The organism is Candidatus Dormiibacterota bacterium, assembly GCA_035544955.1.
Taxonomy (GTDB): Bacteria; Chloroflexota; Dormibacteria; order CF-121; family CF-121; genus CF-13.
In genome coordinates, this window is record DASZZN010000005.1 from 145,595 (window position 1) to 171,321 (window position 25,727).

Genomic DNA, 25,727 nt, shown 5'->3' on the forward strand with positions numbered 1-25,727 from the left:
GGCGATCAATGAACGAGCGCGAGAACCGGCGGCATACGCGCTGTTCCTTCTGCGGTAAGGACCAGTCACAGGTCCGAAAGTTGGTCGCGGGACCGGGGGTCTATATCTGTGACCTCTGCATCCCCCTCTGCCGGGAGGTCCTGGAGGAAGACAACAAGACCACCTCGCAGAAGCGGACCAAGGGTGGCCTCATCCCGAACCCCAAGACCATCTGTGCCGGCCTTGACCAGTATGTGGTCGGCCAGGACAACGCCAAACGTGTCCTATCCGTCGCGGTCTACAACCACTACAAGCGCATCGCCCATGGCAAGATGGCCGGCGACGTCGAGTTGCAGAAGTCGAACGTCCTGCTCGTCGGGCCGACCGGGTGTGGCAAGACACTCCTGGCACAGACCCTCGCCAAGATGATCGACGTGCCGTTCTCGATCGCCGATGCTACGTCACTGACCGAGGCCGGCTACGTTGGTGAGGACGTCGAGAACATCCTGCTCCGCCTGCTCCAGGTGGCGGACTTCGACATCGCCCGCGCCGAGCGCGGCATCATCTACATCGACGAGATCGACAAGATCGCCCGCAAGTCGGACAACCCCTCACTCACCCGCGACGTGTCCGGGGAAGGGGTTCAGCAAGCGCTGCTCAAGATCCTCGAGGGCACCATTGCGAATGTCCCTCCGCAGGGTGGCCGCAAGCACCCGCACCAGGACTTCATCCAGGTCAACACCACCAACATCCTCTTCATCTGCGGCGGCGCCTTCGACGGCGTGGAGCGGCTGATCGAGCACCGCATCGGCCAGAAGCAGATCGGCTTCGGCGCGGAAATGCATGGGAATCGCGACAAGGAGAGCACCAAGATCCTCGCGCAACTGCAGCCCATGGACCTGATGAAGTACGGCTTGATCCCAGAGTTTGTCGGCCGTCTTCCGATCACGGTCACCGTCGACTACCTGGATGAGGCCGACATTATTCGCATCCTGACCGAACCGAAGAATGCGTTCGTCAAGCAGTATCAGAAATTCTTTGCCCTGGACGATGTCCAGCTGGTGTTCGAGCCGGCTGCGCTGACGGCGATCGCCCGCAAGGCGCTGCAGCGCGGGACTGGTGCCCGGGGCCTGAAAAGCATCATCGAGGACATTCTCTTGAACTCAATGTTCGAAGTTCCGTCACGCCCGGAGGTCAAGCGATGCGTCATCACCGAGAAGTCCGTGCTTTACGGCACCGAGCCCGAGATGTACGCGGAAGAACAGCTCGAGCCGATCGTCCCGGAGCAAACTGCATAGCAGTGATACTTGGTCACCTGCCGGCCGTGACGGGCAATCCCGCCTGAGACTGACGGCGATCAGCGACCCGCAAGTCGCTCCACGACTGGCGCCAGCCCCTCCATCAGCTCATCGCTGACGGCGATATACGAGATACCGAGCTTCTCGCGGCGTCGCTGCAGCCCCTCGACCATCTCGTCGGTCGTGCCCGTCAGCGCCGCGATAGCGCCGGCGCGCGCCAGGCTCTCAGCCGTCAGGCCCATCTGGCTCGAAATCCAGCGCGGCACCTGTGCGCCAACGGCCATCAGATTCAGATTGAGCTCCAGCTGATCGAACCGTGAGCCGGCGGCCTCGCGGATCCATGCAATCCGTTCGGCGACTCCGGCCTCGGTCTCGGTTGGCGCGATGCCGAGCGCGATGATGTCGGCCTCGCGGGCAGCCAGCTCGAGGAGCCGCCGCTTGCTGGCGGCGACCAGGATAGGAGGCCTTGGCTGCTGCACGGGCCGGGGTGAGATCTGCGCATCAGCCCCCGCGTAGTGTGGCCCGGTCGCCGTCGCCGTCTGTCCCGACAGCAACGCCTTGAGCAGCGCGAGCGATTCCGCGAGCCGCGCAACACGCACCGCGCCCGAATCGAAGGGGATGCCGAGCATGCGGTTGTCCTCGGCGGCGTCGGGCCGGCCAACGCCGATACCCAGCTCGAAGCGGCCGCCCGAAAGCACATCGACGGTCGCCGCCTCTTTCGCCAGGAAGACCGGGTTCCGATAGTCGTTCGCGATCACGTAGGTTCCCACCCGCAGCGTGCGGGTCGCCACCGCGGCTGCGGTCAACGCCGGTAGGGGAGCAAGAGTGTACCGCAACCCATCCGGCATCAGCAGGGTCGCGTATCCCATCGACTCGATGCGGCGGGCCTTCACGGCCCACTCCTCGCCCGAGCGCGCCATCGCCGCGACCACGCCAAACCGGAACGGACGCACAGCCAACGACCCCAACCCTAAGTTACCCTCCCCCGGTCGCGGGGGAGGGCCGGGGTGGGGGTTGAAATACCCTCAGGCAATCGTCGGATCCTGCGGCTTGGTCGCTGGGGGCGTCGTCTGTGGCGTCGTTGGCGCCGGGTCGTGGGTGTGATCGTGGTAATGCTTCCCACCGTAACCCCAGGGACCGCGTCCCCACGAGCGCCACATGAAGAGTCGGAAGAAAAAGAACCCGATCAGCAGCAGCCAGAACAGGCCGAAGAAGGGGAAGAAGCCGAAGCCGTCATAGCCGCGGTAGATGACCTCACTGCCGCCCGGCGCTGTGGTAACCACCGTGGCTGTCTGGCCGGCGTGATAGGCGATCGCCCCAACGATCGCCGCGATGGCCGCCGTCCCGAGCCCCCAGATCCATAGAAAACCGAACCGTCGATTCATGTATGAGCCTCCTTTGTTTCTGAGGTTCATCATGCCCACCACTTGTGAACGACTTGTGAATCGGCGACGAGCGCTCGATAAAAGGTCGGGATATCATCAGGCGACATGCCCAGCCTCCTTCGCGTGCTCGCCACGTACCTTCGCCCCTATGCCCGCCCCGTTACCCTGGTCGTCGGCCTGCTGCTCATCCAGGCCATCACCAACCTCTATTTGCCCAACCTCAGCGCCGACATCATCAACAACGGCGTCACGAAGGGGGACCTGGGCTATATCTGGCGGATAGGCGCCATCATGCTCGCGCTGGCGGTCGTCGTCGGCATCCTCGCCATCGTCGCGGTCTACTTTGCGTCCCGGGCGGCGATGGGTTTCGGCCGTGACGTCCGGCGGGCGGTCTTCGAGCGCGTCCAGCAGTTCTCCGCCACGGAGATGAACCGCTTCGGCACGCCGTCGCTGATCACGCGAAACACCAATGACGTCCAGCAGGTGCAACTCTTCGTCCAGATGGCGCTCACCATGCTGGTGACGGCGCCCATCATCCTGGTCGGCGGCATCATCCTGGCGGTCCGTGAGAACGTCACGCTGTCGGCCATCCTGATCGTGATTCTTCCGCTGATGATCGCGGTCTTCGCGGTCCTGATGTATTTCGCGATTCCGCTCTTCCAATCGATGCAGCGGAAGATCGACCGCATCACCGAAGTCCTTCGCGAGCAGATCACGGGCGTTCGTGTCATCCGCGCCTTCAACCGAATCCCCTACGAGCGCGACCGCTTCAAGGCGGCCAACGTCGACCTCACCACGACCGCCCTGCGCGTCAACCGGATCTTCGCCCTGGCGCTGCCGGCATTGCTGGCCATCATGAACCTCTCGAGCGTCGCCGTCGTCTGGTTCGGCGGTCATCTGATCGACAGCGGCCAGATGCCGGTCGGCAACTTGATCGCGTTTCTCGCCTACATCCTGCAGATCATGTTCGCCGTGATGATGGCCGTCATGATGATCATCTTCATCCCGCGTGCGGCCGCCAGCGCGGCGCGACTCGAGGCGGTCCTCAACACCCAACCCGCGATCACCGATCCCGAGCAGCCGGTTGAGCCCACGGCCATAACCGGCGCGGTCGAATTCCGCGACGTCACGTTCGGCTATCCGGGCGGCGAGAAGCCGGTGCTGCACGGCCTCTCGTTCGAGCTGCGACCAGGTGCCACGACGGCGATCATCGGCGGCACGGGCTCCGGCAAGACGACCCTCTTGAATTTGATTCCCCGATTCTTCGACACCACGGACGGCGCGGTCTACGTCAACGATGTCGACGTACGCCAGCAGCCGCTCGAAACCCTGTGGAGCTCGATCGGGCTCGTCCCTCAGCAGGCCTACCTTTTCAAGGGCACGATCGCGCAGAACCTGCGATTCGGCAAGGACGACGCCACCGAGGCCGAACTCTGGCACGCGCTCGAGGTCGCGCAGGCCCGCGACTTCGTGGCCGCGATGCCGGAAACGCTCGAGGCACCGGTGGACCAGGGTGGGACCAACCTTTCGGGAGGCCAGCGTCAGCGCCTGGCGATCGCCAGGGCGCTCGTCAGGCGACCAACCCTCTACCTGTTTGACGATTGCTTCTCGGCACTCGATGCCGGGACCGATGCCCGATTGCGCTCCGCCCTCAAGCCGGAGGCGCGTGACGCCGCGGTGGTGATCGTGGCGCAGCGGGTCAGCACCATTCTCTCGGCCGACCAGATCATCGTCCTCGACGCCGGGCGGATCGTCGGCATCGGAACCCATCAAGAGCTGCTGTCCAGCACCGAGGCCTACCGCGAGATCGTCGCCTCGCAGCTGGGCGAGGAGGCGGTCGCATGATGGCGCGCGGCGCGGGCGGGCGACCGCCGGCGCGGCCCGGTTTCGGCGGCGGCTTCGGCGGCATGATGCCGCCGCAGAAGACGAAGGACCTCGGCAAGACACTGCGACAATTGCTCGCGCGGCTTCAACCGGAGCGGATGCGGATCATCGTCGCCGCCGTCCTGGCACTGGGCAGCGTCGCCGGCAGCGTCATCGGCCCGAAGATCATCGGCAACGCGACGAATGTCATCTTCGACGGCGTCATCGGCAAGAGCCTGCCCGCCGGGATCACCAAGCAGCAAGCGGTCGCGGGCCTTCGGGCGCAGGGCCATGGCCAGATCGCCGACCTCGTGTCGGGGGCGAACGTCGTGCCCGGCCGTGGGATCGACTTCACGCAGCTCGGTCAGATCCTCGCCCTGGCCGCACTGATCTACCTGCTGGCCGCCGCCCTGACCTGGATGCTCTCCTACATCATGGCCGGCGTGGCGCAGCGCACCGTCTACGGGTTGCGCCGGGACGCCGACGCCAAGCTCGCTCGCCTCCCGCTGAAATACTTCGATAGCCACGCCCACGGCGACATGCTCAGCCGCGTCACCAACGACATCGACAACATCACGACCACCTTGCAGCAGGGCATGAGCCAGTTCCTCACCTCGACGTTGACCATCGTCGGGGTCCTGGCGGTGATGGTCTGGATCAGCCCCTTGCTCGCGGCGGTGGCCCTGGTCACTGTCCCAGTCTCGATCGTCGTCACCCTGCTGGTCGCCCGCCGATCGCAGAAGCATTTCGCCGCGCAGTGGGCGCGTACCGGCATGCTCAACGGCCAGGTCGAGCAGGTCCACACCGGACACGCGCTGGTGCAGGTCTTCGGCCGCCGCCAGAAGGCGATCGAGGAATTCGATCAGCAGAACCAGGCGCTCTACGAGGCCGGCTTCATGGCGGGGTTCCTCTCGGGCATCATCATGCCGGCGATGGGGTTCCTGGGCAATCTCAACTACGTCGTCATCGCCGCCGTCGGCGGCTACCGGGTCGCAACCGGCTCGATCACGCTGGGCGACGTCCAGGCCTTCATCCAGTACTCGCGCCAGTTCACGATGCCGATCAGCCAGCTCGCCGGCCAGTTGAACCTGCTGCAGTCTGGGCTGGCGTCGGCCGAGCGCATTTTCGAGTTTCTCGGAGAAGAGGAAGAGACGCCCGACGCAGTCGTTTCGCCTCACTCGCTCGCAGGGGAGGGTCAGGGAGGGGGCGCGGTGACCATGGAGCACGTTTCATTCCGCTACGAGCCGGAGAAGCCCTTGATCACCGACTTCAATCTCGAAGTCCGGCCGGGCCAGACGATTGCGATCGTCGGGCCGACCGGCGCGGGCAAGACGACCATTGTCAACCTGCTGATGCGCTTCTACGACATCGACGAGGGGCGGATCTGCCTCGATGGCATCAACACGCGCGACCTCCGACGCGATGACGTTCGCCGCGTGTTCGGCATGGTGCTGCAGGATACGTGGCTCTTCACCGGCACGATCCGCGACAACATCGGCTACGGGAAGATCGGGGCGAGCAACGAGGAGATCGTGGCCGCCGCGCAGGCCGCCTACGTGGACCAATTCGTCCGGACGCTGCCCGACGGGTACGACACCGTGCTGACCGATGATGCCTCCAACATCTCCGCCGGGCAGAAACAGCTGCTCACGATCGCGCGCGCCTTCCTTGCCGATCCGACCGTCCTCATCCTCGACGAGGCGACGAGCAGCGTTGACACGCGCACCGAGGTGCTGATCCAGCAGGCGATGGCGCGCCTCCGGCAAGGAAGGACGGGCTTCGTGATCGCGCACCGGCTGTCGACGATCCGCAACGCCGACAGCATCGTCGTGATGGATCAGGGCAGAATCGTCGAAATGGGCAGCCATGCGGAGCTGCTCCGCCGCGGCGGCTTCTACTACACGCTGTACAACAGCCAGTTCACGGACGCGCTCGCCCAGGCCAGCTAGGACTCCTGGATTCTCCCTCCACCTTTGGGGGAGGATCGGGGTGGGGGCCGCTAGACCGAAACGGCTTGGCTTCCGCGCTTCCGCTTATCCACGAAAAAGGGCCGGCGTCGAACGGAATCTGCGGGCGAGGCATACCCAAGAAGTAGCGGCCGAACTCAGCTTCGCGGAGGGCGGATTCCTCCCCGGCTCCCGCCTTGAGGGTCACCAACCGCGTAGAAACCGACGTTCGCGCCTGCTGCTTCCGGCTGTGTGTGGGCGCGGTCCCCCCGAGAGACTTAACCGCTGGTGCAATCGGGAGGGGTAAAATAGGCCAGAGCTAACTACAGGGGGTCGGGGGCGTTGAAAACCTGGATACCTTTAGTCGTCGGCTTAATAAGCCTCGGACTCATGGCGGACAGTTGCTCAGCCACCGGTAACACGGCAGCGTCAACCCCAGCGGCGACTAACGGCGCAAGCGCCGCCACTACCACTAAGGCGACTGCCACTCCTCCGCCCAAGCCAAAATTCGCCACATTTCACGACGGGACAGAAAGGGTCGGGAAGGACATTCAGCCTGGAACGTATCGGACAAGAACCGGCTCATCGGGCTGCTACTTTGCGCGCCTCAAAGGCTTTGGTGGATCGATCGACGACATTCTCGCCAACGACAACACCGATGCCCCGTCAGTCGTGACAATTGCCGCGACGGATCAGGGCTTCCAGTCCAATAACTGTGCGACGTGGACAAGCGATTTGTCGGCTATCACGAAAACGCGCACAACGTTCGGCGATGGAGATTACATCGTGGGGACTGACATCCAGCCGGGGACCTACCGAAGCACAGGACAGTCCGGTTGCTACTGGGCGCGGCTCAAAGGATTCGGCCATACAACCGATGACGTTCTCGCCAATGACAACACCGATAACCCGGCGGTCGTGACCATCGCGGCAACAGACCAAGGGTTTGAGTCGACTCGTTGCGGGAACTGGACGGGGGGCTGAGATCGAAGTCCACTTGTGCGAGTAGTCAGTTCCGATGATGAGGGCCGGCAACTAACTCGTCGGACTGGGCGCGGGGGGGAGGGCTATACCGCGGTTACCTTCGGCGCCGGAATGTAGCGTGTCCACACGACACGGTCGCCCTCGAAGTCAACCTCGAGGATCGCCGCCTTGCCGACCTGCTTGTGATACATCTCGCGCTCGGTCTGGGGCCGGCCGTCCAGCAGGATCCAGGCGGCCTGCAACGGGTCGGCATGACTGATCAGGAGCGACACCTCGTCCGGGTGCTCGTGGGCGACTCGGTTGGCAACATCCAATACCCGCCGGCCCAGCGTCTCGATCGATTCGTCACCAGCCTGGCTTCCGCGCCGGAGCTTGTGCACGAAGAAACGCGGCCGTCGAATCGGAATCTGCCAGCGCGGCACGCCCTGCAAGTAGCGGCCGAACTCGGCCTCGCGCAGGGCGGGCTCGGGGATCAGCGGCACGGGAGCCGGCAGCTGCGCGTTGACGATCTCGGCGGTTTCGCGGGCGCGGTCGAGCGGACTGTGGACGATTCGTCGCACGCCACTATCTCGCAGCGACTGCCCGACCGCGGCCGCCTGCGCCCGGCCGAGCTGGCTGAGACCAAAGCCCGGAAGGTGCCCATAAATGACCCCCTGCGGATTTTCCACGTCGGCGTGCCGCATCAGCAACACCTGGGTGGTTGGCGCGCTCACCGGTTCGAACGGAAGGGGGAGCGAATCCTGGTTCAGGTGCTCTCGTTGGTGCGAAGTCGCTTCGCCATCGCCGCGATCACCTGGAGCGCCAGCGTGGAATTGCCTTTGATCGCATCGGCGAACTGGCTATGGCTCAGCACCATGGCCTCGACGGGACCGTCGGTCACCACGGTCGCGGTCGCCCGTCCCCGGTCGAGCATGCCGATCTCGCCGAAGAAGTCACCGGGGCCAAGCCGGGCCGCCGGCTTGCCGGCACGGGTCACCTGCACGTGGCCGCTTTCCAGGACGAAGAAGGACTCGGTCGGCTCTCCCTCTCGGATCAGCGTCTGACCCGGCTTGAGACTGACCTCATCGACGCGACTGGCAACGAACTCGAGGTCGCGTTTCGAGATCCCGGCGAAAAGCGGCACGCGGGTCAGCCGCTCGACCTTCGGATCCGGCACGTTAGAAAACATACCACCTAAATCCCCCTCCCCCTATGGGAATCGCGGTATCTCCCTCCCCGCTCGCGGGGGAGGGTCGGGGTGGGGGCTCATGCTCCTATGGGACAATGTCTGGCACCGTCGCGGCGGGAAGATGGCCCAGGTCAATCTCGATAACGCGCTGAAATCGGGGCGCGAAGCAGTTCGCCGCCACGCCTTCTCACCGGCATTCGACCGGCTCCGGAGCCCGATCGCGTCCTCGCCACCGTCCTGTTCACGGACATCGTCGGGTCGACCGAGCGAGCCGCAGCGATCGGCGACAATGCGTGGCGTGACGTGCTGGAGCAGCATCACGCTTCGGTGCGTCGCGAGCTCACACACTTCCGCGGACAGGAGATCGGCACGACCGGTGACGGGTTCCTTGCCACCTTCGACGGGCCGGCCCGCGCCGTCCGCTGCGCGGTCGCCATCCGCGACCGCCTCCGCGAGTCCGGCCTCGAGGTCCGAGCGGGCGTTTACACCGGTGAGTGCGAGCGCATGGGGGACAACATCGGCGGCCTTGCCGTGCACATCGGCTCGCGTGTCGCCGGGTTGGCCGGCCCGGGTGAAGTCCTCGCCTCGAGCACGGTCAAAGACCTTGTATCCGGTTCGGGGATCGTCTTCGAGGACCGCGGAGCGCATCCGCTGAAGGGATCCCTGGCGAGTGGCGCGTGTACCAGGTCGCCGCAGTCTGAATTTCCCCTCCTTCGCTTGCGGGGGTGGGTCAGGGTGGGGGTCTAGCCCAAAAAACTGGTACTTCTCCGGGGGACAGGCGGACCCTTGAGCTCTACGCTCGCGGCACTCCGGACGCCATTTCATGCCGGGGGAAGAGGAGTCTGCCATGAACCAGCTGAGGCTAACCCGTCGGGATCTTCTGAAGGGAGCGGCGGCTGCCGGCGGCCTGGCCGCAGCCGGTGCGCTGCTCGGTCCACTTGGCGTTCTGGCTGAACAGGAATCAGACGGTGAATCAATGGCGTTCGGGCCGTGGTCGCCTCCGCAGCCGATCGCTGAGCTGGCTTCGACGCACAGCGACTACCATCCCGCCATCTCGAGGGACGGGCGAAGCCTTTACTTCACCACCGATCGTGACGCGCCGAGCTTCCCGGCCGAGATCATGGTCTCGCAACGAGAGGACGACGAGGCACCCTGGGGACCGCCGGTTGCGGTTGATGCCCTCAATCGACAGGGCTTCAACAGCGGCGTGCCGAACCTCGAGCCCAACGGTCACGTCATCTACTTCAACAGCAATCGTGGAGAAGGCCCGGGCGGCGGCGATCTGTATGTCTCACGGCGCCACGACCGGAAAGATGACTTCAGCTGGGAACTGCCAGTTCCACTCCCCGGCCAGCTCAACACGACGGCGAACGAATCCGGCCCAACCTACTTCAAGGAACGTCAAACCGATGTCGCGAGGCTGTACTTCACCCGATTCAGCGGGAAAGGTAGCCTCGGAGAGGCGAGCCAGGATTGGGATGTCTACTTCAGCCTTCAGGCCGACGACGGCAGCTTCGGAGCTGGACAGATCGTCCCCACCCTGAATTCCCCTTACGGACCGCCGTGGTCGCGGGATACGCGCACCGCGATCCGGCGCGACGGGCTCGAGATGTTCGTGACGACCAACCGTCACGCCGGGCTGGCCACGCCTACGGAGAACATCTGGGTGGCCACTCGCACAGACACCACTTCAGAAGACTGGACGATGTCGGTTCAGGCCGACCCCAACCTGAACAGCGGGCAGGGTGACGGTGGGCCGGCGCTGTCATGGGACGGTACGACGCTCTACTTCTTTTCGCAGCGAACGGCCAGCGACAAGCCAGGCAAGCGGCAATTGTGGATGAGCACGCGAGAGCGACTCTAGCGGCGATTCACGGAGATGCGAGCAAAGGGCGTACCGCGATCTGATCGAGAGCGGGGGAGTCCGATGACTGGTCGTAGGAGTAACGCGTCACGCGCGGGGGAACGACCTCGGCGACGTTCTCCAGCGTGTAGGGAGCGATCGGCACCACCTGCTCCATCACATAGACGTCGAGTGCCGTCCAGCACTCCGCGCTGCGCGCGTCTCCAAACATCGACATACACTCGTTGATTCGTGCGTCGACTGTAGGCACGTCGCTGACGCTGTATCCCCGCGCGCGCAGTTGTTCAGGCGTCGCGCCGAGCAACGCTTCGTTCCGAGGTCCGGACAGATCGCTGGGGAAGGTCGATGACGCGCTCATGAAGCTCGGCGCCAATCCTTCAGTGAGATAAATCCCGACCCGCTTTTCAGGACTTGTCGGAAAAGGCATCCCGACCACGACGTCAAGGTTGATCCCGAGCTCGCTCAGATCGGCCGCGATCATCCGTCCCAGCATTGGAAAACCGCCGAGCTCGGGAAACGGACCGGTGGCGCCTTTCCGCGCGACCGCCAGCACGTGCGTGCAGATCGGAACGGAACAGCGACCGATATGTTGCGGGTCGTACCGCGAGAGCTTCATCTCCCGGCTTGCCAGCTCGAGGTTGCCCGCCGCTGCGTCGGTCGCATAAGGGTCGTAGTTGCTGAGCGCACCCGCCTCCAGGCTGTCGGGCACGTAGTGGGTCGCGACGGTGCCGGCCAGGCCGCCTCCATGCGCATTGGTCAGCGCGCGTTTGTTGATGACGTAGTTCACCGCGCGCCGCACGTGGACGTCGTCGAAGGGGGGAACCGCCAGGTTCATCATCACGGTACGGAGGAAGTCGCGCGACTGGACGTCGATGTGGCCGAGGTTGGCGTCCGACTGCACGGATTGGAGCAGCGAGGGCGCGAGTTGCGGCGGCGGAGAGGCGCGCATGATCAAGTCTGCCTTGCCACCCTCCAGCAGGCGCGCCGCCTCAGCGTCCGACATACCGATCGCGAACTCGATACGGTCGACGAACGCGGGGCGCACGGGATCCATCTCTGGCTTCCACGAGGGATTCCGCACCAGCGTCAAGGAGCTGCCCAAACGGAAATTGCTGATCATGTAAGGGCCCGATGCCACGAGGAACGGTCCATAGCCGGCATCGTGGCCGCTCGCCATGCCCAGGGGCTCCGCAACATCACCGGATCTGGGTGGAGTGGGCGCGCTCTGCGTGAGAGCGAAACGCGCTGCCAGGTCACCGGCGGGCTGGTTGAGTCGGACCGTGAGCGTGTATCGGTCGGGCGTTGAGAGTCCCGCGATGGTGGCGACGTCCTGTGAGCGGTAGGCGTCAAAGCCCTCGATCACCGAGTAGACGTCGGCTCGATTGCCGGCTAGGCGAGCGTCTCGCATGAGCGCACGCACGATGTCGGCTGAGATGATGTCCGAGTGTTCCATCGGTGGGGCGTACTTCATCCCCGGCCGGATCCGGAAGGTCCAGGTCCGGCCATCCGCGGAGACCTGAGGCCACCCCTGCGCGAGGTCGGGGTGCAGGTCGGCGCCGCCGTCCTGGTATGGGCGTCCCGGATGGGTGAATAGCGTTCGAACCAGACAGCAGCGAAGCAGCTCAGCCGAATCCAGCCCGTTGGCCAGCTGCGGATCCAGAGCAGAAGGTCGCGGGTCCGGGTTGGCCAGGTCCGAGATGCTCCAGCCTGGGATGACGACTCGCAGGGTCCCGCCACGAGCTGCGAGCTGAGATGGTGCCACGGCGCTTGGCGTGGCCTGGATGTGCGCCGACACCCAGACGTTAGGCCCATCGGATCCGATCCCTTCCGCGACGCCCCTCAACGCAACCGTCGACACGCGAGCGCTGTTCGGGTCGATCCTGGCGACACCGCCGGCAACACCTTTCGAGACCCAGACGGCCCCGGCGCCGATCGTGATGTCAGACGGAGCGGCTCCAACAGGAATCTCAAGGGTCGCATTGGTGGCCGGAGTTATGCGCGTGACCAGCTGCGCAGGGTCGCTCGCGACCCAGACGGCGCCGTGGCCGGCCGCAATCGCGGTCGGCGCGCCTGGCAGCGGAATCGTGGCAACAACCGCGGCTGAGCTGCCGTCGATCCGGGAAAGCGTCCGGTCGACGCCGTTGCCGACCCACACCGTATCCCCGCTGACGGCGATGGGTTCAGGGCCGTCTCCCACCGGGATCCGAGCCGTCACTCGCTCGGTCAAGGGGCTGATCCGATAGACGGCGTTGTCGTTCTTGTCCGTGACCCAGACCGCGTTCGCGCCAAAAGCGATGCCCTGGAGGCCGCTCGCAACTTCGATCGGCGCACCAAACAGTTGTGCTTTGGGATCAAAGCGGAACACGGATTTTGAGCCGTACGCTGTCGCCACCCAAACGGCATGGTCTCCGATTGCAATGCCTACCGGGGGTGCGCCATTCGTGATGCCGTAGGTCGTGACCTGCTGCGAACGCGGGTCAATGCGTTTGAGCGTTCGCCCAATGTAGCTGATCTGCCAGACATAGCCGTCGCCAACGGCAATCTGACTGCCGCGCGTGCCGGTCGGGATGGTCTGGATCAGCCGCATCGTCGTGGCATCGAGCTGCGAGATGCCGTCAACGGGCGTCGGGAGTGCCGCGGCCGGTCGGCTCATGACGTACGCGAGTCCGCCGCCGCTGAGGAGCAGCGCGGCCGCCACGATCAAGGTCAGCGCTCGAAGTCGCGGTTCGACGAGGAGCCTTCGTCGCCGGAGCGGAGCCGGAATGGTGACGACCGCCTCCGCCTGGCTCGGAGCCGAATGGCCGTTGACCTGCGTCGCCCAGGCGGCAATCTGGCTGCGGGTATGGAAGCCCAGCTTGTTGCGGATCTGTTCGACGTGGTATTCGGCGGTGCGCTCGCTGACGAACAGCTTCTCCGCGATCTGCCGATTGGTCAGGCCCTGAGCGACGAGGTTCGCGACTTCCTGCTCGCGGCGGGTCAGCGGCCGTGCAGGGCTGCTGGCGTCGTGTCGAGCGGCGCCTATCGGACGGACCTCGTCCGAAACCCTCTTCGTGGGAGCCCTCCGCACTCATTGTGACATGCGCCGTAAGCCCTGTTTCGTGCGTCTGATGGGCGGAATTCATGAACCGCACATCGGAGGAACTCGAAATGGCCGCTACGCAACCGACCCGCAATCATTCGTTTCGTCTCGGACGCACATTGGCGATGCTGGGCATCGCGCTGGCATTGGTCACGGGTGTCTTCGCCGCCCGGGCGGCGGCGTCGCTCGCCCAACCCGGCCCCGACTATGGGTGGGCCGGGTCTCCGCTGGCGGCCGCCCCGTCGGACACGTCGCCCGTCCCCACGCCGGATCCGACGCTAACGCCGGACCCGACTTTGGCGCCGACGCCGACGCCGGCGCCCACACCAACGCCGGATCCTCGGCAAACCGGAAAGGTGATCGTCGTTTCGATCGCCCAGCAGCGGCTGGTCGCGTACCAGGACGGCGCGGCCGTGCTCACCTCGAACGTGGCAACCGGCATGCCGGCCCTTCCTACGCCGACCGGCACCTTCCACATCATGAGCAAGTCGTCGCCGTACAAGTTCGTCTCGCCCTGGCCGCGCGGTAACCAGTACTGGTACCCGACCGAGTGGGTCTCCTACGCGATGCTCTTCGCCGATGACGGCTACTTCCTACACGACGCGCCCTGGCGGACTGTATGGGGCGCCGGCGCAAACCTGACCCACGGGAGCCACGGCTGCATCAACGTTCCGAAAGCGGCGATGGCCACCCTGTACGGCTGGGCGACCGACGGCACGACCGTGATCGTCGAATAACCGCGAACGCTGACTCTCGGGAGGCGCTTTTCCCCGGCGCCTCCCTTTTTGTCTTCCTGCGCCGCAACCCCGGTTTCGCGCGTCTGATGGGCGGAACTTATGCGGCATTCGTCGGAGGAACGCGACATGAAAGAAGTCAACTCGACTCGCAAGCGATCGATATTCAACCGGCCCCGGCGGATCGCCTTGGCCGCTGGCGTATTGGTAGCCGGCTTCCTGGCCGGCGGCTGGTTCGCCTACGCGCTGCCGAATCAGCCGAGCACCCGCACGGTGCTGGCGGATACGGGCGCCACGCCGACGCCCGTCAGCACACCTGTCGCCACGCCGACACCTGACGCGACCCCGGCCCCGACGGTGGTCCCGACCGTAGTGCCGACTGTTGCACCGACGGACCCGCCCGTGGTTCGGCCGCCGCAGACGACCTTCACGATCGCGGTGCCGGTCATCCGCCAAACGATGGTGCTGGACTGCGAGACGGCCGCGCTCCAAATGGGGCTGGCGACCTACGGCTATTACTACAGCCAGGACACGCTGTTCGCCCGCGAGAATGCGGACCTGCGGGCGCCCGTGATGGGACCCAACCACACCGTTCTGCAGTGGGGCGATCCGTACACGAACTTCGTCGGCAACGTCAACGGCAGCGACTGGACCCCGACTGGTTACGGCGTCTACTACCCGGTCATCCTCAAGATGGCGCGCGACATCGGCCTGACGAACGCCTATGGCGGCGAGGGAATGTCCGCGGCGACGATCTACGATGCGCTCTCCACCGGACACGCCGTCGAGGTCTGGATCGAAACCAACTGGACCCGCCCCGGCGTCGGGACATGGACAGCATGGGACGGCCGAAAGATTCGCTACTCGTACGCCGAGCACGCGGTGACGTTGAGCGGTGTCTCACCCAACCAGGTTCGCGTCAACGACCCGCTGCACGGCACGCAGTACTGGGTCAGCAAGGCGACCTTCGAAACCTCATGGGCCGACTTCAACAACATGGCGGTGGTGTTCTGATGATCGCCACCCACACGATCGGTGCAGGCACGCTGGTTGCCTGCACCGACCCCGTCATCTGGGACGCCTTCGTGTCGGCCGCCAGCGACGGCTCGATCCTCCAGTCCTGGGCCTGGGGCGAGTTAAAGGCCCGGTACGGTTGGGAGCCGACCCGATACCTCTGGACTCGTGAGGGCCGGGTGCGCGGTGCCATCTCGGTACTCCGCAAGCAACTCCCTGGCGGTCTTGCGATGCACTACGCGCCGCGTGGGCCTGTCCTCAACAAACAATTTGCTGAGTGGCCACTGCTCTGGGATCAGCTACGGCGCCGGTTGGCCTTGCAAGGTGGCACGGTTCTCAAGGTTGACCCGGAGTGGCCCGATCAGGGTCAGTACGTTCTGCAATTTACTGGCGCTCGACCCACCCATTCGATTCAGCATGAGGCGACCGCCCTGGTCGATCTGCGCGGTGGGGAAGGGGTGTTCGAGCGGATGAGCGCCTCAGCGCGGCGCAACATGCGACAGGCGGCGCGCGCCGGCGTCATCGTCCAATCCAGCGTTCAGCTCGATGCGCTCGACCGCTTCTACCAGATGCTCGCGGCCACCGCGGACCGGCAGGAGTTCACCATCCGCCCGCGCAGCTACTATCGCGACCTCTTTCAGGCCTTTGGAGATTCGGCCCGCGTCTATCTCGCCACCAACCAAGGGGTCACCATCGCCGGCAGCGTGATCGTGAACTACGGCGACCGCCTCATCTATCTATTCAGTGGGAGCAGCGACGAGGGCCGCCGCCTGAAGGCGCCCTACCTCATTCAGCAACATGTCATCCGGGATGGCCAGGCGCTCGGCTGCCGAACCTACGACCTCTGGGGCATCCCGATCGACCCGCAGTCCGGAGATCCGGGGTGGGGTTACGCGCACTTCAAGGCGATGCTGGGTGGCGTCCCCGTCACGTTTGCCGGCTCCTGGGACCTTCCCGTGAAGCGGCCCCTGGCCGCGGCCTACCATCTCGCGGAGCGCGTCCTCGCCCGGCCGGCGGTGGCGGTGTAGCCATGCGGCAGCGATTTGCGACAATCACGTCCACGATCCGATGGCTGGGGAGCAAACCACCTTATTACGCGATGCCGTCGCGGGCGATGAACGCGCCTTCGATGCGCTCATTGGTCCTTTGGTGGACCCCGGCTACAAGCTGGCCGTCAGCATCCTCGAAAACCGCGAAGAGGCCGAAGACGCCGTGCAGGAGGCGACCATCAAGGCCTGGCGCAACCTTCACCAGCTCAAGGACGCGAGCGTGGCCAAGTCCTGGTTCTTCACGATCGTCGCGAATCAGTGCCGGTCGGTCCGGCGGAGCCGGTGGTGGTCGGTGGTGAAGCTCGCGGCGCCGGAGCAGCCGAAGAGCGGTCCGGAGGATGAGGCGGTGCAGCGCACCGACCTCGAGCGTGCCCTGCGCACCCTCAGTCCGGACGATCGGCTCGCCCTGTATCTTCGCTACTACATGGACCTGCCGCTGAACGAGGTGGCGTCGGTCCTCGGCGTCTCGGAGACGGCCGCCAAGTCGCGGATCCACCGCGCCGCGCAGGGATTGAGACCGGCGGTCGACGTCCCCGAGGGGGTGACCTGATGGCCGACTTCGAAGACAAGGTCAAGGCGGCGTTCGACGCCGAGTTCGAGCGCAACCGCCCGCGACCGGGCTTGCGTGGACGCGTCATCGCGAACGCGGTCGCCACTCCCCGTGTCCAGCGCCGGGGCTTTGGCGCCTGGCTGACACCGCCGCGCCTGGCCCTCGCCGGTACCGCCGCCGCGGTTCTCGTCGTGGCCGGCGTCGGTCTCCGCGTCGCCACGCAGGGCGGCCCGCCCGTCGCTGTGAAGCCGACGCCGACCTCGTCGCCGTCGGTGCTGGCGTTCGGCAAGCTGCCACCGCCAGGGCTCCATCCTCCGCTGGGACTCGGAGCCGGGGGCGGGAGCCCTTCCACGGTTATTCCCTACTTTGGCCCGGCGACGATGACGTGGTCGGGACTACTGCCAAAGGTCCCGCCTGCAGCACCGGTCTATCGCTCCACCGTGCCGACGGCGGCCGATGCTGACGCATTCGCCGCACGACTTGGTGCCACGCTGCAGCCGTCTTCGCCGAAGGAGCCCGACAGGATCTATCGGGGACCCAACGCCTACCAGATGCGGATTTCGTTGGAGGATCCCGTTGCCGGAGAACCGACCTACCGGATCATCCGCCAAAGCGGCTCTAGCCCGAGCCGGCCGTTTACAGAGGCCGCGGCCCATGCGGCCGCCGACGCCGAACTGACAAGGCTTGGCCTGGTGCCGTTCTGGAGCTCGACTGTCCAGGTGTCACGGCTCAACGAATCCGGTGACCAACCATTGATCTTCCTCGTCCAGTATCAGCGCGCGTTCGCACTCGGTGGTGGCGTCGTCGCCCTCGAAGTCGATGGTAACGGCGACCCTTCCGGCATCCAGGTGCTGGTGGACTCGGCTGGCCAAATCCTGGAGATTACCGGGGTCCTCCGGCAGGCCGAGGAGCCGGCGACCTACCCGCTGCAACCTCCGTCGGCGGTGGTGAATGCCGCCGTCACCGCCACGCCTGCTGTGAGCGCCAATCCAAGTCCTGTGCCGGCTGTCACGCTTACCAAAGTGACGCTCGTCTACACGACGGTCAGCGCCAACGGCATCGGTTACCTCGTGCCCGCCTACCTTTTCACCGGCACGTTCGAGCTGAGCGGCGCCCAGCTTGAGAAGCGGGTCCTCGTTCCCGCCCTCGCACCTCGCGCCATCGCCGCATCGTTGCCGTGACGGTTCACATCGATCGCTCTGATGCGGTCATGGTGGTCACGATCGACCGGCCCGATCGACGAAACGCGGTCGATGGCACAACCGCGCGCGAACTATCGGCCGCATTCCGGAGCTTTGACGCCGATCCCGCACTGCACGTGGCCGTCCTGACTGGGACGGGCGGCAACTTCTGCGCCGGCTTTGACCTGAAGGCCCTCGCCGACGGCAGCGGGCCCGAGGTGAGCGAAGGCGATGGTCCCATGGGGGTGACGTATCTGCAACTCACCAAGCCGGTGATCGGGGCGATCGAGGGTTACTGCGTGGCCGGCGGGATGGAGCTCGCACTGTGGTGCGACTTGAGGGTCGCGGGAGCCAATGCCGTCTTCGGAATCTTCAATCGCCGTTTCGGTGTGCCGCTGGTAGACGGCGGCACAGTCCGCCTGCCTCGCATTGCGGGCCAGGGCCTGGCGATGGACCTGATCCTTACCGGTCGCCCGATCAGCGCCGATGAAGCGCAGCGACACGGCCTGGTCAACCGGTTGGTCGAGCCCGGCCGGGCGCTGCCGGAGGCGGTAGCGCTGGCACAACGGATCGCCGCCTTTCCGCAGGCGGGGCTACGCCACGACCGGCTTTCGCTGCTCGAGCAATGGGGGCTTCCGCTCAAGCGGGCGCTGGAAAACGAACTGCGATGGGGACGCAAAACGATCGACAGCGGCGAGCCGCTGGCCGGCGCCCGTCGTTTTACCGACGGCGAGGGTCGGAGCGGCTCCGGCATCTGAGCCGACGCCGGCGGGAACCACTCCGCTTCCAGAGTGGTAATTGAGCTGATGCCTCAACAGGGCTGGCGCTCTCGGCGCGTCGCCGTGGCCGTTGCTGTCGGCGCCGTCGTGGTCGGGGTATCCGTCCTGTTCATCGTCGTTGGCAACCGCAATCAGGAGGCCGCCGACGCCGCGCCTCTACCGCCGATCATGCCGACCGCCGCCGCGCCCTACGCGTCGTCCGAGCCACAATTCCACATTCCAGCCGCGGTCACCGCGTCCGACGACGCCAGGTCCAAGATTGTCCTTACACAGCCCGAGATTCACTGGGTTTTCGCCGACGGGCCGAACTTCCCGCCGCTGGTCAGCCCCTGCGGCGGCTACCTCACGAGCGACAGCGCACGGGTGGGTGCCCACCAGCTTGCGCTCGTGTCGCCCACCCTTTGGAAGCTGAGTCGCATGGTTGTCTACCGCGACGTCAACGCTGCCCAGCAAGCGATGGCCGAACGCCGCAGCGCGGTCCAACAGTGTGCCCACCATGACGATGGAAACGGGGTCGCGACCGTCTGGATCTGGCAACCGCTACAGATCGGCGACGAAGCCATGGCCATCGGCAGCCAGCGGTATCGCGGCTCGACAGCCCTACCCGGTCACCAGCGCGGAGTCGTGATGCGCCAGGGAAGGACGCTCGTGATGTTTGTCGATTACGGGCAGAGCCGCACCCCACTGACCTTTACCGAAATCGGAGGCTATGCGAGCGTGGCCAAGCCCTTTGCGACGACACTCGCCTCGGCGCCCTGGAACCAGTAGCCTCTCGTCATAGGTCCACTGCTCGTAATCGCCGCTCTGCTCGCCGGCCTCGCGGCCAGCGTTTGCCTGTCACTCATGACAAGTGTTGTGGCCTATTGGGGCCCCCATGGGGGCAGCTATTTCCTCGGCGGAAACAGCGCCCTCCAACTTTCCTACGAGCTGGCACCAGCACTCGTGAGCGGCGGCTGGTGCATCCTCGCCCTGCACTCGAGAGGCTATCGGCACGCTGTGCTCCTAGGTGCAGCTGCCGGCCTTCTCGGCGCCGGTTTGATCTGTGTGTATTGGGCCGTTGCGATCCTTACCGGGCTCGATTTCGGTTTGGCGGCGGTCGGGGCTTTGCTGTGGGATCTCACGGCGCCCGTCCTCGCGCTGGTTCTGCCGCTCAAGGGGATCAGGGTCCCGGTCCGTAAACCCGCCGCCGGCCTCGGGTGGTACGGCGCCGCCGCCGTGATCCTGTTCTTGGCGATCGCGGTACCCACAATCAGGTTGGAGCAGTGCGGTCCTGCGCTCGGTTTACCAGAATCGCCGCGGCAGTTCGTCCTCTGCACGCCCTAGCGGCTACGGGCCCGGGAACCACTCCTTGAAGGCGGCGGCGAGCGCCTGGTCGCCGTGCACCTCGACGCCGTGCTCCTCTGGCTTGCCGCGACCCATCAGCACCCAGTAGAGGCCTTCGGCGGTTCCCCGCATGGCGACGTCGGCCTTGGCATGGCCAGGTACCACCATCGCCTCGCCGCCCACGGCGCGCAGGATCCATTCACCCTCGCCGTCGGTGCGGTGGAGGTGGAAGCTCGCCGACTTGCCTTTGTGCGGCGACCGCGGATGGAGCCGCACCATCCTTGTGACAGCATCGCTCAGCGCCCGCTCGGAGAACCAGTCGGGGATCGGGATCGACCGCCCGATCGCGGGCATCAGGTCATGGCCATGAATGATGTACTCATTCAGCCGCATGCCACGCAAAACGGTCATCGGGACCCGTCCGATCGGCATAGTAACGATGGCCTCGGGCGCCGTCTGGACCGCCTCGGCGACGGCTGCGACCGTCTGCTCGGACTCCTTGTGGGCCATCACTTTCAGCTTCGCGGGCTCCCAGGTCGACGCGACCTCGAATCGTTTGTGACGATCGGCGAAGTCGACCGGCAGGTCCTGGCCGTCGCGCCCTTTCCCGGTCGCGTCCCACACGAGTCCGCGAATCAGCTGATCGCCGGTCACGACGTGGGCGACAACATTGGCGGCGGTCCATCCCTCGCACAGCGTAGGTTTGGTCCAACCACTCGTCGAGAGCGCATCGACCTGCTGTAAATACCAGCTTCCGGCCTGAGCGAGCCTGCTCGGCTGTGCTTCCACTTCAATTACCTTACGCCTGTGAAAGCGAACACCCGCCGGTGGCGTGTCATCATTCTGGTCCTGGCCGCGATGGCCGCCGGATGTGGACCCTCCCGATCGGCGGCGCCTTCCGCGGCGACCAATTCGCCCAAGGCGTATGCGACACCGCCGGGCCGGTCGGGTCCGGCCATGGCGTACGACACGCGTACCCACGAACTCGTGATGTTCGGCGGATTCGCACAGTCCGGGTTCCTCAACGACACCTGGGCCTGGGACGGCAAAGGCTGGACGGCACGTAAAGCCCAGCTTGACCCACCCATCAAGAATCCGTCCATGATCTACGACCCGGCGAACAATGAGCTGCTGTTGGTTGGTTCCGATGTCAGCCTCCAACAGCAGAATTCTCTGTGGGGGTGGAAGGACGGTGGGTCGGGCTGGGTCCAGCAAACCGTTTGGATCACGCCGAGCTGTGGCAAGAGTTGCGCGCCGTCGACGGCCCTGCCTTTCGCTGCCGGCACCATGACGTACGACAGCGCCCGAGGCAGGACCCTGATGCTCGCCTACGCGGCGACCGGCCCCGGCAATGAGACGTGGACCTGGGACGGAGCTAGGTGGATCCAAATACCGACAGCCCATCGGCCGAGTCTGGTGTCATGCTGCCTCACGACCGACCGCGCGACCGGCCATCTTCTCGCGCTCGGCTATTCCGGCAACTACGGGGGGATCAATCGCCTCTGGATCTTCGACGGCACCGATTGGGCCCTGACGTCGACGTCGGTGCCGAATGGCGATGCCATGATGATTGATGATCCAGCGACCAACAGCCCACTACTGGTCCGGTCCACCGACGCCGCCGGCAATCCGTCGCCGGAAACCTGGTCCTGGAACGGGAATGCCTGGCAGCGGCTCGATGTGACGTCGCCTGCTTTCCCGAACGGTTCCGGGCTCGGCTACGATGCCGCGGACAAACAGGTCATGGTGTTTGGTGGCCAGGCGGCCAGTCAGTTTGCTAGCGACACCTGGATCTGGAACGGCCGCTCCTGGCACAAGCAGCCTTAAGATCCCTTTCGACTCACGCCTTTGCGGCGGCCCGATCGGTCTGGAACCTCTGATTCCTTCAGGCGCGGTAGCGGCTTCTGCGAGCGGTCCATGGACTTCCAGGGATCGTCGCGCCCTTTGAGCCATTGCGCAACGGTCCGGATTCCGACGCCATCGGGACGGAGTCCGTCGCTCTCGACATCGGACCAGGGAACCGGCACAGCGATCGGTGCTCCACCGCGCGCGCGGACGGCGTAAGGCGCTACCGCCGTTTGTGCGTAGGCGTTGCGGTTGACGTCGAGAAAGAGGCGTCCTTCGCGCTTCTGTTTGGTGAACTCCGTGGTCAGATGGTCGGGATCACTCGCCGCCAACAGTTGCGCGACGCCATCCGCAAAGAGGTGGACCTCCTCAAACGTGGGACCAACGATGATCGGCGCGACCACGTGGAGGCCCCGCGAGCCCGTGGTCTTGACGAATGGGACGAGCTTCATCTCCTCGAGCATCGCCTTTAGCGTGAGGGCCGTCCTACGAACGAGCCCGAAGTCCCCATCGGCTGGATCGAGGTCGAACATCACCTGGTCGGGCTGGTTGGGCGCCTGGATGCACGAGAGCCAGACGTGCACCGTCACCACGTTGTACTGGGCCAGGTAGACGAGAGCCGCCGCGTTGTCGATCACGGCGTGCGTGATGGTGCCACCCCTTTGGAGATCCAGCGTCGCCCGCTTGATCCACGCCGGAAACGAGTCAGGCACGCGCTTCTGCTGAATGGGGTTGTACTGAATCCCGCCAGGGAATCGATTCATGTGCAGCGGACGATCCCGGACGTGAGGAATCATGCGCGGCGCAATCGACTCGTAGTACTCGGCCAGCTCGCCCTTGGTGATGCCGTCGGCAGGGAAGAGGACCTTATCGGGGTGGGTGATCGTGATCGCGTGCCCGTCAACGAGCGGAATAGTTGATCTCTCCCTCAACATCCTCCCCCGTTTGCGGGGGAGGGTCGGGGTGGGGGCTTGCAACCCCGGCACCCTCGAGGACGGCGGCGACGAAATCCGGCTCGGGTAGAGCCCCAACGAAGGAAGCCTTCCGATTGATCACGGTGTGCGGCACGCCCCGAACACGGAACTGGTTCGACAGGTAGGGGAATTCGTTCGCTTCGACGCAGACTGCTTTGATCTGTGGCGAGGCCAGCGCCAGCCGGTTGGCCAGGCTCACGGCCCGGGGACAATAGGGTCAAGTCGGCGTGGCAAAGACCATCACCTCGGTAGGCTCGGTCAGCTTGGCAAGCGCGGCCACGCTCTCCTCGCTCAGGCCGTGCTCGGCCCGCGAGACCCGCTCGATGGCATCGATCAGGGCCGGGAACTCGGTGCCCGTCGCAAGTCCCTGGAAACGAATGCGTCCGCTCGCGGAGTCGGAGGCAACCGCGATGGTCGGAACGTCCACGACTTCATCGACGAATGCACGGTCCTCATCCCGAGCGACGTCGACCACCTCCATCGTGATCTTTTCCGGGGCGGCGTCACGCAATAGCTCCGCCATCTGACGGGCGTCCTCGCAGGTGGCGCAGCCGACGCCGGCCGGGAGGATGAGCCGCGACGAGCCGGGGCGAGTGTAGACCGTCAAATGGACCGGGCCGGTGAGCACGGACTCGAACCGATCCTTGAGCTGCTGGCGAACCTGGTCGGGGATGACTGCCATGTGAAATTCATACCAGACATCGAGGTGTTGCTTCTCGATCGAATGGGCGCAATCAGAAAGCCGAACCTGCTCTGGTCTCGATACTAGATTGGCGAGATAGCCAGGTAAACGGGAATGCCTCGCGGTTTGCGCTGAAGTCGCGCGACCAATCCCAATCCGCCGAACCACGCACGATAGACAATGACGTACTTGCGCCGCAAGGCCTGCTCGGCCTGCTTTCGTTCGTCCCGATCCTCCACCAGGCGTGCTTGCGCAGTGACCGTCCCCCCCCGTGTGTTTTTCCGAGCCCGCTTGATGCCATCAGCAGCACACGCGGCGTGTGTCGGATCCGCCTGACCTTGCCGCTCTCCGGATCCGTGCGGACATAGTGAGTGCCGTCCACTGTGGCAAACCAGACGGTGGTTGTGACCGGGTTTCCGCTTCGTCGGTAGGTCGTCAGGCCAAGGTACTGCGCCTTCTCGAGTGCGTTCACATCCACTCTCGACAGTTTGCGCCGGACCGCCAATTGGTCGCTCCCGATGGACTGACCCCGGCGGCACTGTCCGTCATTGTCGCCGCGACCTCGGTGGTCGGCCTTGTGCTCTTATTCTGGCGCCAGGATCTCACCAGCATGCCGGCCCGTGCGATGAGCGTGGTAGGAGGGAAATCATGACTAACAGTCAGGAGCCGTGGTACGTCATTTTTGGGACAGGACCGTTAGGACTTGCCGTCATGCGACGGCTGGTATCGACGGGGAAGCGAGTCAGGATCGCCAATCGAAGCGGCCAGGCTGAGGTACCCGAAGGGGTGGAGGTGATCGCCGCCAACGCCGCGGACCCGGTCAATGCTCGCCGGGTGTGTGAGGCTGCGGCCGTCGTGTTCCATTGCGCCAGCGGAGCCTATGGCCAATGGCCGCAGACGCTGCCGGCAATCATGAATGGGATCATCGAGGGAGCCGCCGCGGCCGAGGCCAAGCTGGTCTACGGGGACAACCTATATATGTACGGACCGGTGTCAGGCCCCATGACCGAAGACCTCCCGAACCGACCGGTTGGTCCAACCACGGGTGTCCGAGCTCAAGTGGCCAACACCCTCATGGACGCCCACACAAGCGGCAAGGTGCGTGCCACCATCGGCCGGGCTTCCGACTTCTATGGGCCGCACGTCCACCAATCCAAGGTCGGCGACGGCATCTTCGCCAGGGCGTTGTCAGGCAGGCCCGCCCAGGTGCTCGGCGATCCCGACGCTCCACACACCTACACCTTCATCGACGATTTCGCCGGCGGGCTCGTGACGCTCGCCGAACGTGACGAGGCCCTCGGCCAGGTCTGGCATATCCCCAGCGCCGAGACCATTAGCACGCGACAGTTCATTGAAATGGTCTTCCGGGAGGTTGGGACTCCCACGAGATTGCAGGCGCCGCCAAAGGTCGCGATCACCTTGCTGGCCGTCTTCAGCCCATTCATGCGGGCGGCCAAGGAGACGCTCTACCAGTCTGAACGCCCGTTCGTGCTGGACCACAGCAAGTACGCCCGAACTTTTGGCAGCAGCCCAACGCCCCACGGCCAGGCGATCGGCGAGACGCTCAAGTGGTTTCGGCAACATTCGCCTGCCGAACGCTGATGTCGGCCTGTGGTAGAACCTGCGCATGGGAGGTCGTGCGCAAGGCGGTGCGGCGGAGGAAGGACCGACGGCCCTGACCGTTCGCATTGCGAGCTCGGCCGATGCCGAGGCGGTCGGTCAGCTCCTGCACGATTTCAACAGCGAATTCGGAGAGCCGACACCGGGGCCGGACCGGCTGGCCGAACGGATCCGTCGCCTGCTGGCCGTCGGCGACACGATCATCTTGCTCGAAGGGACGGGGCCGGACGGCGTCGCGGTGCTGCGCTTCCGGGCGGCGATCTGGAGCGACGCTCCTGAGTGCTATCTCGCCGAGCTGTACGTCGTGCCGCAGAGCCGGGGGCGCGGGCTGGGCCGGTCCCTGATGGAAGCCGCAATCGAAGCCGCCCGCGCCCGCGGCGCGGATCACATGGACCTTGGCACGAGCGAGG

Annotated in this window: 24 protein-coding genes and 1 pseudogene; 16 read left to right on the top strand and 9 right to left on the bottom strand. The window is 65.3% G+C overall.

Features of this window, described 5'->3' with window-relative positions:
• The first annotated feature begins 8 nt into the window (after positions 1–8).
• Entirely contained in the window at positions 9–1,277 is a 1,269-nt protein-coding gene (gene clpX, locus VHK65_01125) for an ATP-dependent Clp protease ATP-binding subunit ClpX (GenBank protein HVS04755.1), read from the top strand.
• A gap of 59 nt (positions 1,278–1,336) precedes the next feature.
• Here clpX and VHK65_01130 read toward each other — a convergent pair whose 3' ends face one another.
• Together VHK65_01130 and VHK65_01135 are read right to left on the bottom strand one after the other, a co-directional pair.
• Positions 1,337–2,230: a TIGR03621 family F420-dependent LLM class oxidoreductase gene (locus VHK65_01130; GenBank protein HVS04756.1), complete on the bottom strand. Its 894-nt coding sequence runs from the start codon at positions 2,228–2,230 to the stop codon at positions 1,337–1,339.
• Positions 2,231–2,302: 72 nt separating this feature from the next.
• Positions 2,303–2,662: a hypothetical protein gene (locus tag VHK65_01135; protein ID HVS04757.1), complete on the bottom strand. Its 360-nt coding sequence runs from the start codon at positions 2,660–2,662 to the stop codon at positions 2,303–2,305.
• Positions 2,663–2,767: 105 nt separating this feature from the next.
• On the opposite strand from VHK65_01135, the gene VHK65_01140 reads away from it, so the two are divergent.
• Together VHK65_01140 and VHK65_01145 are read left to right on the top strand one after the other, a co-directional pair.
• Positions 2,768–4,507: an ABC transporter ATP-binding protein gene (locus tag VHK65_01140; protein HVS04758.1), complete on the top strand. Its 1,740-nt coding sequence runs from the start codon at positions 2,768–2,770 to the stop codon at positions 4,505–4,507.
• A complete protein-coding gene (locus VHK65_01145) occupies positions 4,507–6,474 on the top strand; it encodes an ABC transporter ATP-binding protein (protein ID HVS04759.1) in 1,968 nt (655 codons plus the stop codon). The genes VHK65_01140 and VHK65_01145 overlap by 1 nt, the downstream gene beginning before the upstream one ends.
• Before the next feature lie 1,064 nt (positions 6,475–7,538).
• On the opposite strand, the gene VHK65_01150 is transcribed toward VHK65_01145, so the two are convergent.
• Together VHK65_01150 and VHK65_01155 are read right to left on the bottom strand one after the other, a co-directional pair.
• On the bottom strand, positions 7,539–8,168 hold the full coding sequence (locus VHK65_01150) for a histidine phosphatase family protein (protein ID HVS04760.1): 630 nt from the start codon (positions 8,166–8,168) through the stop codon (positions 7,539–7,541).
• A gap of 32 nt (positions 8,169–8,200) precedes the next feature.
• On the bottom strand, positions 8,201–8,611 hold the full coding sequence (locus VHK65_01155) for a cyclic nucleotide-binding domain-containing protein (GenBank protein HVS04761.1): 411 nt from the start codon (positions 8,609–8,611) through the stop codon (positions 8,201–8,203).
• A gap of 291 nt (positions 8,612–8,902) precedes the next feature.
• On the opposite strand from VHK65_01155, the gene VHK65_01160 reads away from it, so the two are divergent.
• Positions 8,903–9,370 carry an adenylate/guanylate cyclase domain-containing protein gene (locus tag VHK65_01160; protein HVS04762.1) on the top strand — a complete coding sequence of 156 codons (468 nt, stop codon included), beginning with the start codon at positions 8,903–8,905 and terminating at the stop codon, positions 9,368–9,370.
• Positions 9,371–9,470: 100 nt separating this feature from the next.
• Positions 9,471–10,487 carry a twin-arginine translocation signal domain-containing protein gene (locus VHK65_01165; GenBank protein HVS04763.1) on the top strand — a complete coding sequence of 339 codons (1,017 nt, stop codon included), beginning with the start codon at positions 9,471–9,473 and terminating at the stop codon, positions 10,485–10,487.
• A 7-nt stretch (positions 10,488–10,494) separates the two neighbouring features.
• On the opposite strand, the gene VHK65_01170 is transcribed toward VHK65_01165, so the two are convergent.
• On the bottom strand, positions 10,495–13,554 hold the full coding sequence (locus tag VHK65_01170) for an ABC transporter substrate-binding protein (protein ID HVS04764.1): 3,060 nt from the start codon (positions 13,552–13,554) through the stop codon (positions 10,495–10,497).
• Between the two features lie 53 nt (positions 13,555–13,607).
• Here VHK65_01170 and VHK65_01175 point away from each other — a divergent pair, with 53 nt between their 5' ends.
• The 8 genes from VHK65_01175 to VHK65_01210 all read left to right on the top strand — a co-directional run bounded on the left by VHK65_01175 (position 13,608) and on the right by VHK65_01210 (position 20,196).
• Positions 13,608–14,303: a L,D-transpeptidase gene (locus VHK65_01175; protein HVS04765.1), complete on the top strand. Its 696-nt coding sequence runs from the start codon at positions 13,608–13,610 to the stop codon at positions 14,301–14,303.
• 126 nt (positions 14,304–14,429) lie between these two features.
• On the top strand, positions 14,430–15,314 hold the full coding sequence (locus VHK65_01180; GenBank protein HVS04766.1) for a C39 family peptidase: 885 nt from the start codon (positions 14,430–14,432) through the stop codon (positions 15,312–15,314).
• The gene (locus tag VHK65_01185) at positions 15,314–16,342 is read left to right on the top strand and encodes a peptidoglycan bridge formation glycyltransferase FemA/FemB family protein (protein ID HVS04767.1); all 1,029 of its coding nucleotides are present in this window, start codon (positions 15,314–15,316) and stop codon (positions 16,340–16,342) included. Before VHK65_01180 ends, VHK65_01185 begins: the two co-directional genes overlap by 1 nt.
• Positions 16,343–16,382: 40 nt before the next feature.
• The gene (locus tag VHK65_01190) at positions 16,383–16,913 is read left to right on the top strand and encodes an RNA polymerase sigma factor (GenBank protein HVS04768.1); all 531 of its coding nucleotides are present in this window, start codon (positions 16,383–16,385) and stop codon (positions 16,911–16,913) included.
• On the top strand, positions 16,913–18,094 hold the full coding sequence (locus tag VHK65_01195) for a hypothetical protein (GenBank protein HVS04769.1): 1,182 nt from the start codon (positions 16,913–16,915) through the stop codon (positions 18,092–18,094). The genes VHK65_01190 and VHK65_01195 overlap by 1 nt, the downstream gene beginning before the upstream one ends.
• Positions 18,091–18,852, top strand: a complete 762-nt coding sequence (locus VHK65_01200; GenBank protein ID HVS04770.1) for a crotonase/enoyl-CoA hydratase family protein — start codon at positions 18,091–18,093, stop codon at positions 18,850–18,852. The genes VHK65_01195 and VHK65_01200 overlap by 4 nt, the downstream gene beginning before the upstream one ends.
• An 84-nt stretch (positions 18,853–18,936) precedes the next feature.
• Entirely contained in the window at positions 18,937–19,641 is a 705-nt protein-coding gene (locus VHK65_01205; protein HVS04771.1) for a hypothetical protein, read from the top strand.
• 75 nt (positions 19,642–19,716) lie between these two features.
• On the top strand, positions 19,717–20,196 hold the full coding sequence (locus VHK65_01210; GenBank protein ID HVS04772.1) for a hypothetical protein: 480 nt from the start codon (positions 19,717–19,719) through the stop codon (positions 20,194–20,196).
• A 3-nt stretch (positions 20,197–20,199) separates the two neighbouring features.
• Here VHK65_01210 and VHK65_01215 read toward each other — a convergent pair whose 3' ends face one another.
• On the bottom strand, positions 20,200–20,985 hold the full coding sequence (locus tag VHK65_01215) for a maleylpyruvate isomerase family mycothiol-dependent enzyme (protein ID HVS04773.1): 786 nt from the start codon (positions 20,983–20,985) through the stop codon (positions 20,200–20,202).
• 18 nt (positions 20,986–21,003) lie between these two features.
• Between VHK65_01215 and VHK65_01220 the strand changes: the two genes are divergently transcribed.
• A complete protein-coding gene (locus VHK65_01220; protein ID HVS04774.1) occupies positions 21,004–22,023 on the top strand; it encodes a hypothetical protein in 1,020 nt (339 codons plus the stop codon).
• Here the strand turns inward: VHK65_01220 and ligD are convergent.
• From ligD to VHK65_01235, 3 genes and pseudogenes are all read right to left on the bottom strand, one after another.
• Positions 22,020–22,976, bottom strand: a complete 957-nt coding sequence (gene ligD, locus VHK65_01225; protein HVS04775.1) for a non-homologous end-joining DNA ligase — start codon at positions 22,974–22,976, stop codon at positions 22,020–22,022. The genes VHK65_01220 and ligD overlap by 4 nt on opposite strands.
• Positions 22,942–23,220 (bottom strand): annotated as a pseudogene (locus VHK65_01230) (thioredoxin family protein). The gene ligD and the pseudogene VHK65_01230 overlap by 35 nt, the downstream one beginning before the upstream one ends.
• Positions 23,221–23,232: 12 nt before the next feature.
• Entirely contained in the window at positions 23,233–23,697 is a 465-nt protein-coding gene (locus VHK65_01235; GenBank protein HVS04776.1) for a hypothetical protein, read from the bottom strand.
• Between the two features lie 648 nt (positions 23,698–24,345).
• Between VHK65_01235 and VHK65_01240 the strand changes: the two genes are divergently transcribed.
• Together VHK65_01240 and VHK65_01245 are read left to right on the top strand one after the other, a co-directional pair.
• On the top strand, positions 24,346–25,299 hold the full coding sequence (locus tag VHK65_01240; protein ID HVS04777.1) for an NAD-dependent epimerase/dehydratase family protein: 954 nt from the start codon (positions 24,346–24,348) through the stop codon (positions 25,297–25,299).
• A gap of 25 nt (positions 25,300–25,324) precedes the next feature.
• The coding region (locus tag VHK65_01245; protein ID HVS04778.1) for a GNAT family N-acetyltransferase at positions 25,325–25,727 on the top strand (403 nt) is incomplete at its 3' end.